This window comes from Aquabacterium sp. (assembly GCF_021768455.1).
GTDB lineage: Bacteria > Pseudomonadota > Gammaproteobacteria > Burkholderiales > Burkholderiaceae_C > Aquabacterium.
Genome location: NZ_JAIZVX010000179.1, coordinates 1 through 7,265 on the forward strand (window position 1 = coordinate 1; position 7,265 = coordinate 7,265).

5 protein-coding genes and 1 pseudogene are annotated in these 7,265 nt (G+C 60.7%); 2 read left to right on the forward strand and 4 right to left on the reverse strand.

Annotated features, from left to right (window positions below):
- Positions 1-771, reverse strand: a 771-nt coding sequence (locus QZ994_RS17535) for an acyltransferase (protein ID WP_290874702.1), incomplete at its 3' end; no start/stop codon positions are given.
- Between the two features lie 235 nt (positions 772-1,006).
- Here QZ994_RS17535 and QZ994_RS17540 point away from each other — a divergent pair.
- A pseudogene (locus QZ994_RS17540) lies at positions 1,007-2,020 on the forward strand (acyltransferase family protein); the annotation flags it as partial.
- Here QZ994_RS17540 and QZ994_RS17545 read toward each other — a convergent pair.
- The gene (locus QZ994_RS17545) at positions 2,021-3,364 is read right to left on the reverse strand and encodes a capsular biosynthesis protein (protein ID WP_290874705.1); all 1,344 of its coding nucleotides are present in this window, start codon (positions 3,362-3,364) and stop codon (positions 2,021-2,023) included. It lies immediately after the preceding pseudogene.
- Positions 3,361-4,842 (reverse strand): MOP flippase family protein, encoded by a 1,482-nt coding sequence (locus QZ994_RS17550; RefSeq protein WP_290874708.1) that lies wholly within the window; start codon positions 4,840-4,842, stop codon positions 3,361-3,363. The genes QZ994_RS17545 and QZ994_RS17550 overlap by 4 nt, the downstream gene beginning before the upstream one ends.
- Before the next feature lie 210 nt (positions 4,843-5,052).
- Here QZ994_RS17550 and QZ994_RS17555 point away from each other — a divergent pair, with 210 nt between their 5' ends.
- On the forward strand, positions 5,053-6,039 hold the full coding sequence (locus QZ994_RS17555; RefSeq protein ID WP_290874711.1) for an acyltransferase: 987 nt from the start codon (positions 5,053-5,055) through the stop codon (positions 6,037-6,039).
- Between the two features lie 26 nt (positions 6,040-6,065).
- On the opposite strand, the gene QZ994_RS17560 is transcribed toward QZ994_RS17555, so the two are convergent.
- Positions 6,066-7,097 (reverse strand): glycosyltransferase, encoded by a 1,032-nt coding sequence (locus tag QZ994_RS17560; protein ID WP_290874713.1) that lies wholly within the window; start codon positions 7,095-7,097, stop codon positions 6,066-6,068.
- Positions 7,098-7,265: the final 168 nt, after the last annotated feature.

The following is a 7,265-nucleotide window of genomic DNA, read 5'->3' on the forward strand; positions in this document are numbered from 1 at the left end:
GCCCCCGTACATGGCAAGGGCCAAAAGCACCAGCCCGGCCCAACGCCAACTCGTGCCCCAACGGCTAAGCCAGGCGGCAAGAAAAGGCTCCGCCAAATAGACCAAGCCACCAGCGGCCATCTCCCAAACTCTGGGCGCCAGGCTGAAGAAGGCGCCAATGGGGTCGCCGCTTGTTTTGTGCCAGCAAACAATCAGCGACAAAACAGATACCCCAAGAAGGGACACGAAAGCCCATTGGCGAGCCGTCGACACACGTCTTGCCCTTACCCAACGCAACCGGGTTGTCAGCAGGGCATGAAACTTGAAGCTGGCCCAGAGCAGAACGGGGTAGAGCAGGTAGAACTGCCACTCCACCGCCAGCGACCACGCATGAAGGAGCCAGCGCTCATCTGGCCCGCTAACGAAATAGCCCGCCGGACCGCTCCGGTAGTATCGGTTGGCGTCAAACATGAGGGCCGCCTGGGCCTGCCGGCCAAGGGCCTCGTAGTCCATGGGCGGAAGGAACAAGGCCCCCAGGGCCAGCAAGGCCATCACCATGACCACCAGCGCAGGCCAGATGCGGACCACCCGGGCGATCACAAAGTTGAGGTAGCTGAAGGTGCCACGCTCCAGTCCCGTCATGACGATCTTCGTCATCAGGTAACCCGAGATGACAAAGAAGATGTCGACGCCCACAAAGCCGCCGTCGAAACCCGGCACACCAAAGTGGAACAAGACCACCAGGGTGACGGCCAAGGCGCGCAGGGCGTTGATGTCTGAACGAAATGGCATGGGCGTAGCGCAGGGCAAGTGTGATGGGGCGACGGGATTCTGACAGCCGGCTGTTGCACGAACAGTGCCCGCTGCCCAATCTGCGCTCACCCCCCATGCCTGAGGGGCAGCATGGCGCCCTCCAGTCCACAACTTGTTCTGCTGGTTGCTCAAACCACTTGTTAGACTTTGATGCGGCCCAAGCAATGACAACAGGGATCAGACGAGTGCGAGCGGATACCGGCCATGGCTAGATGGCTTGCGTGCAGTGGCGGTGATGATGGTCTTGCTCGACCACACAAATCTGTTCAAACACCTGCATCTGGGGCAGACGGGCGTCGGAATTTTCTTCGGGCTGTCTGGATATCTGATCACAGGCTTGCTGTTAGACGAGCAGGCCAAGAGCGGCAAGCTGGATCTGCCACGTTTTTATCTTCGGCGCATGGCGAGGCTCATGCCCGGAGCCGCTGTCGTGGTCTGCACGTGCTCGGTCGCATTCTTGCTCTTGGGTGCCAAGCGCGAAGTCCTCAACGGTGTGTTTGCCCTGTCCTACACCACCAACTATGCCGCCATCTATTTTGGGCATCACCTGACTGGGTTCGGTCATTTCTGGTCGTTGGCAGTGGAGGAGCACTTCTACCTGTTCTGGCCCCTGGCTTTGATTCTGTTCGCCAAGAGGGGCGGAGTCAGGACGGTCGCCTGGGGTGCGTTCGGCTTGTGCGGTCTGGTGCTGGCCTGGAGAGCCCTGCTGGCGCATGCTGGAGGTTACGACCTGCTCCTCTACATCGGGACGATAGAGCGGCTGGATTCAATGCTCTACGGCGCGATCGCTGCATGCCTGGTCAGGCTGGGTTGGCGCCCGCACATTGGCATGCTGGCATTGGGGGGTGCGTTGTTGCTCGCATCTGTGCTCTCACCGATTGGCAAAGATGGCTTGATGGCGTCCATGATCCAAGGCCTTGGTGGCGCATCTGTGGCGGTGGCGCTCGACCATTCGCCCTGCAACTGGCTGAGAAAAGCGCTGTCTTGGCGGCCAGTGGTCAGTGTTGGCCTGCTCTCATACAGCCTCTATCTCTGGCATCTACCGGTCTACCAGTTGGTGGAGCGTGTATTTGGCAGCACGCCATCGGTCAAGTTGCTGGCCATCACGGTCTCATTCGGCATGGCTTACGCTGGGTATCGTTGCATCGAGGTACCAGCACGCCATCATTTGAGGCGGCGAATTGATGAGCGATCATCTGCCGCGCCACAAAAGACCGCCGAAGCCTGATCAAGCTGAAGGCATCACCAGTGGTGTCTGCGTCGGCGATGACTTGGCCAACCAGGCGAGCCGCCTGACCGTTTGCACGATGGTGCCCGGCAGGGGCGACGCCCATCCACCTTGAATGAAGTGCACATTCCGAAGGTAGGCCACGAAGTGGTCGATGTCGGCAAGCATGGCACCACTCAAGCCCTGTGCCGCACGGGCCACGACCTCAGCCGCCTGAGCGAGGTCGTGCACCACGAAGGCGATCTCGTCCCGTGTGTAAAACGACTCGCCAAACACCACCGTGGGCAACTTGCGCGCAATGGCCTGCAGGCCTACCGAGGAGTTGATCACCACCACCATGCTGGCACGCTCAAGCAGGGTGTCGATGTTGAACTTCTTGAGCCAGATGACATCCGGGTAGGCCTGCCTGATGGCATCGTAGTCGTGGCGACACAGGTCTTCCGGGTGTTCCTTGACCACGATGGGATAGCCTGGAGGGAGCGCCGCCCGAATGGCTTTGTAGGCTTCGTGGAAGAAGGTTTCGACACTGTCAAAGTGGCGGCAGTTGAGCAGCACCTGGGTGTCGTCGTGCACCTGCAGCGGCACAAACACGAAATGCTCAGGGAGGTCAGGCTGGTCCATCGGGACGGCCTGCCTGGCTCGCTGGAGTTGGCGCACCACTCGCCAGTCCGATCCGCGCTGCTCGGGAAAGCGCTTGAGGTACTTCGGCGCCAGGCTCTTCTTGAGACCACTGAGCCACACATCAAGGCGGGAAATGGGCGGGAACGAAATCATCTCGAGGTCCGGCTCATCCGCAGTGCTTGGCTCGGCCTTCGGCACGGCACGGATCTCACTGAACGGCACGCTGGACAAAGACGAGGCGGAGTTGACGCCGCACGGATCGCATTGAAGGGTGCGCGGGAAGTAGCCATTTTCAAAGAACACGGTCTTGATGCCTCGCCGTGCACCAAGCAGCGAGAAGATGCGACCGACGAAGTCTTGCCCGTTCCACAGCACGATCAGCCGGACATCGTTTGCATCAAGGTAGTGATCAATGTAGCTGGCCGTGCTGTAGAGACGCGCGCGCCAGTCGGTCACATCGCCACCATGCTTGGCCATCATGAAGCCCAGCATCTGATCGGCCTCTTCGACGCTGAAAAGCGATGTGTTGATCTTGACCTGATCGAGGCTGTAGACGTCACGCGGAAAGACGTCGCCATGGAGTTGTCGCAAGCGACGATTGTCTCGTGGCAGAAAGGCGAAGTAGGCTGGCTTGAGCCCCGTCGCCTTGTGCATCTGGGCCCCCACGTTCAAAAAGAAGGGGGCGAATATTTCAGAGACGATGAAGTAGACGGCCGTGCTCATACCGGTTGACCTTTCTTGAGCCTGATGAGCTCACTCACCTGAGTGAATTGACTTCGCTGCCACAGGAAGGAGGCAGCGACGTAGGTCAGCAGGCCAGCGGCGCCACACGCCCAAAGCACCATCTCAGCAGACCGAGCCTTTTCCACTTCAGCGCGCACAAACCAGACCACGGCAGCCATGACGACGGCACAGACCAGGGAAGGCCAGACTGCCCCCCAGACTTGGCCCAAGCGAATGCCCAATCGCCGACATGTGAGCCAAAAGGTGACCGGCGACACGACCAAGGATGCAACGAGGTAGCCAGCCGCAACGCCCGTACTGCCTTGCCACAAGGCACCGAGGCCAAACAGCAAGAGGTGCAGGCCTGAGCCAAAAATGGCGAGCTTGAAGAGGTCACCACTGCGCCCCAGCGCCATGAGCACGGGCCCTGTCGTTCCGGTGATGACCTGAACGTAACCCACGACGGACAACCAGCTCAGGATGCCGGCCATGTCAGCCCACTTGCCCCCGAAGACCGCCAGGGTGAAGGGCTGAGCCGTTGCCAGCAAACCAAACATCAACGGGCCAACGATGAACGACAAGACCGACAGCAAGCGCAGAAACAGGGCTGCGAGCTGAGGCAGGTCTCCCTGCATGCGGCTCATGACGGGAAAGGCTGCCCGGGTGGCCACCCAGGAGATGTTCTGAACCGGGAAGAGCATGACCTTGTAGGCCAATGCGTAAAAGCCCAGTGCGCCCACGCCAACCAGCTTGCCGACCAGGAAAGCATCGGCGTTGCGGAAGAGGTAGCTGGTCAGCTGATAGCCCGCCATGTTGCCGCTGAAGCCCATGATGGCCTTCAACTCTGCCAGTTCGAAAGACAGGCTTGGCCGCCAGCCCGACGCCCACCACAAGAGGGCCGCAGACAGGGCCGCCGACACCACCGCCTGGCTGACGAGGCTGAACACCCCCCAACCCTGATAGGCAAGGTAAAGCGCCACCGCCAGAGAGAGCGCCGAAGCCACAGATTCAATCAGGGCAACGGTCTTGAAGCGTGAGTGACGCTCAAGTGTCGACTGGTGAGCCGACGCAGAGCTGCTGAGCGGAAAGGTGATCGCCAACCACACCAGGACTTCGACAAGTTGCGGTGTGCCAAACACATTGGCCATCAGCGGCGCCAGAAGCATGGTGAAGCCACACAGCACCGTGCCCATGCCCAGGTTCAACCAGAACACGGACGAGGCCATTTGCTGACTCACCTCTGCCTTCTGGATGATCGCTGCGGACGTGCCCATGTCCCTCAACAAGAGCGCCAGGTTGGTGGCAATGCCAGCGAGGGCCATGAGACCGTAATCGTTGGGGCCGATCAAACGGGTGAGGACCACCATGTTGACCAACTGGGCACCAATCTTCACCGCCTGCGCCAGGGCAATCCACCTGGCATTTGACAACACACTCAAACTGATTCCCTGAATATGAGCCCAGCGAACGTACTGCAAGGCTTTGCGAGGGGAGGAGCTTACCTTCGGCAAGCGCGCTTGCCATCGCTCAATCGCGGTGTTGCCCCTCAACCTCTGATGCCAGACAACCACGGACAGGAACGCAAAACCAACGCCGAGTGCCCGTGAACACATCCAAGGAGAGCATCGGGGGCGTGTTTGGCTCGAAGATTGCGTCAATAACTGTCAACTTTCGCACGCTCTCAAGCCATGCACCCCTCACCGAACTGGCACCTTCTGGGCCTTGTCCGCTTCTTCCTGGCCATGGTCGTGCTCGGGACACACTTTGCCTACTTCACCGCGGACAGGTCCTGGTGGATCACGCTCACGCATGACCTGGGCGGCAAGGCCGCTGTTCTGGGCTTCCTGCTGGTCTCGGGATACTCGATCGCCGCCTCACTGGCCGCCATGCCCAAAGGCTTCTACCGCCGACGTCTGCTGCGAATCTATCCGCTCTACATCAGCGCAGTGCTGCTGACGCTCACCGTTGAGCTCTGGAGCCATGGGCATGTCGACGCTTACGACCGCCACTTTGAGGCGCTGGGCTGGAAAGCCACCGTCGGCAATGTCTTCTTGCTGCAGACCTTTGTGGTCAAGCCCATGGCATTCAACACACCGCTTTGGTCTTTGGCTGTTGAGGTGTTCTTCTACCTCTGCGCGCCCCTCTTTGTGAAGTTGCCGGCCAGATGGCTGCTCGCCATCGTGGCGGTGTCCATGGCGTGCTTCATGTTGCCGCAACACGAGGACTGGGGAACGGCCTATTGGGTGCTGAGCAAGCTCAATGCGCTGCGCTACATGTGGGCATGGCTCTTGGGGTTCATGCTCTGGCACCACCGCGATCAGAGGCTTGCACTGATCACTTTGGGTTGCAGCGTCGTTGTGCTGTTCCATGAGCACACACCAGAAAGGCTCTCGATCGTCACTTATCTGATCGCGGCAATCTCGGTGATGGTCGCTCGGCAAGTGCCCAAAACTTGGCTCCAATTGCCTGGAGTGGGCTTTCTGGGAGATGTGTCATATCCCCTCTATCTCTTCCACTACCCTGTGCTGATCGGCGCCTATTTTGATGGGATCCGATCTACGCCAGCATTGCTGGGCTGGGTCGTGGGCGTCACAGTTATCGCCCTGTTCACCATCGATCACGGCTTGAAGCGGCTGTGGCTGGCGCCCTTGCTGAGTCGACCACGCCAGGCTTGAGCCTTTGGCCGAGCGCCGCCGGCAACTCAACGAGTGCGCTCGATCCGCCCCAGGATCTCCGCCATCCGCACCCCAACCGCCTTGAACGTGTACTGAGAAAGCGCTCGCTGCTGCCCAGCCCGCGCCATGCGTGTACAGGCATCGGGGTCGGCCCAGAGTTGCTCGATGGCCTCGCGCATGGCCTTCACATCCCGTGGCGGCACCAGGCGAGCGTCTTCGCCATCGCTGACGTAATCCACCGTTCCGGCACATTCGGTGATCAGCAAAGGGCAACCCAGCATCATCGCTTCGATCAGGGTGACCTGCCCCGAAGCCGCAGACACGTCGGCAATCGGGATGACGTTGAGCCGGGCACCTTGGGCCAAACGGTGGCAGGCCTCCAGCGTGAGCCCGCTGCGGACCTCGACGTGAGCAGGGATGTCGATGCCTTTGAGGGCGTGCGGGCCGGCCACGATGATGGTCTTGATGCCCAGAGGGCGCACGGCGTCGATCAGGGTTCGGTAGTCGCGGTTGGCGGTACCCAGGGACACGATGTAGGGCTCGGCTTCGGGCGACGCCTCGGCCTGGTTGAGCGCAAGCGCTGGCACAGCGGCACTCAAGGGCACGAATTCAAAGCGGCTTTCGGGCAGGTCCAACCATTTTGCATAGATGCCAATTTCGGCCCTGGAATGGACGACAAAGGTGTGCACGGCCCCCAGACTGAACCGGGCCAGCACCCCTTTGTAGCCCGCATACGGCCGACCCATGTTGAAGCACCAGGCCAGGATGGGCGCCCGCGATGGGAGCACGGCTCGCTTGAGCACGGCCATGATGGAGGCCAGCTGCGGGAAGGCCGTGATGACACCGGCGCCTCGGTCTGTGGTGTGGAGGCGCCAGGCAGCCTTCAGACCGTGCACGAGGTAATCACGCCAATCGGACAGGCCCGAGACCGCACGCGAGCGGTCGTGCTGGTAAGCCGCGGGAACCGCCTTGACCTGCTGTGACTGTGGATCGATGTGATCGAACAACCACCCCGGCTTCTCTGTGTGGGTAAAGGGGGACAGCAGGATCCACTTCATGGCTCGGTGATCTCGTCAGGTCGTCAAGCGCCGTGGTACTGGCGGTACCACGACACAAATGCGCCGATGCCCTCTTTCAAGGACACCTTGGGATGCAAGCCCGTGAGCCCACTCAGGGCGCTCATGTCGGCATAGGTGGCCGCCACGTCACCCGGGGCCATGGGCTGC

Coding starts and splice junctions, on each gene's coding strand:
- QZ994_RS17545 (WP_290874705.1), bottom strand. CDS start 3,364: ATGAGCACGGCCGTCTACTTCATCGTCTCTGAAATATTCGCCCCCTTC.
- QZ994_RS17555 (WP_290874711.1), top strand. CDS start 5,053: ATGCACCCCTCACCGAACTGGCACCTTCTGGGCCTTGTCCGCTTCTTC.
- QZ994_RS17560 (WP_290874713.1), bottom strand. CDS start 7,097: ATGAAGTGGATCCTGCTGTCCCCCTTTACCCACACAGAGAAGCCGGGG.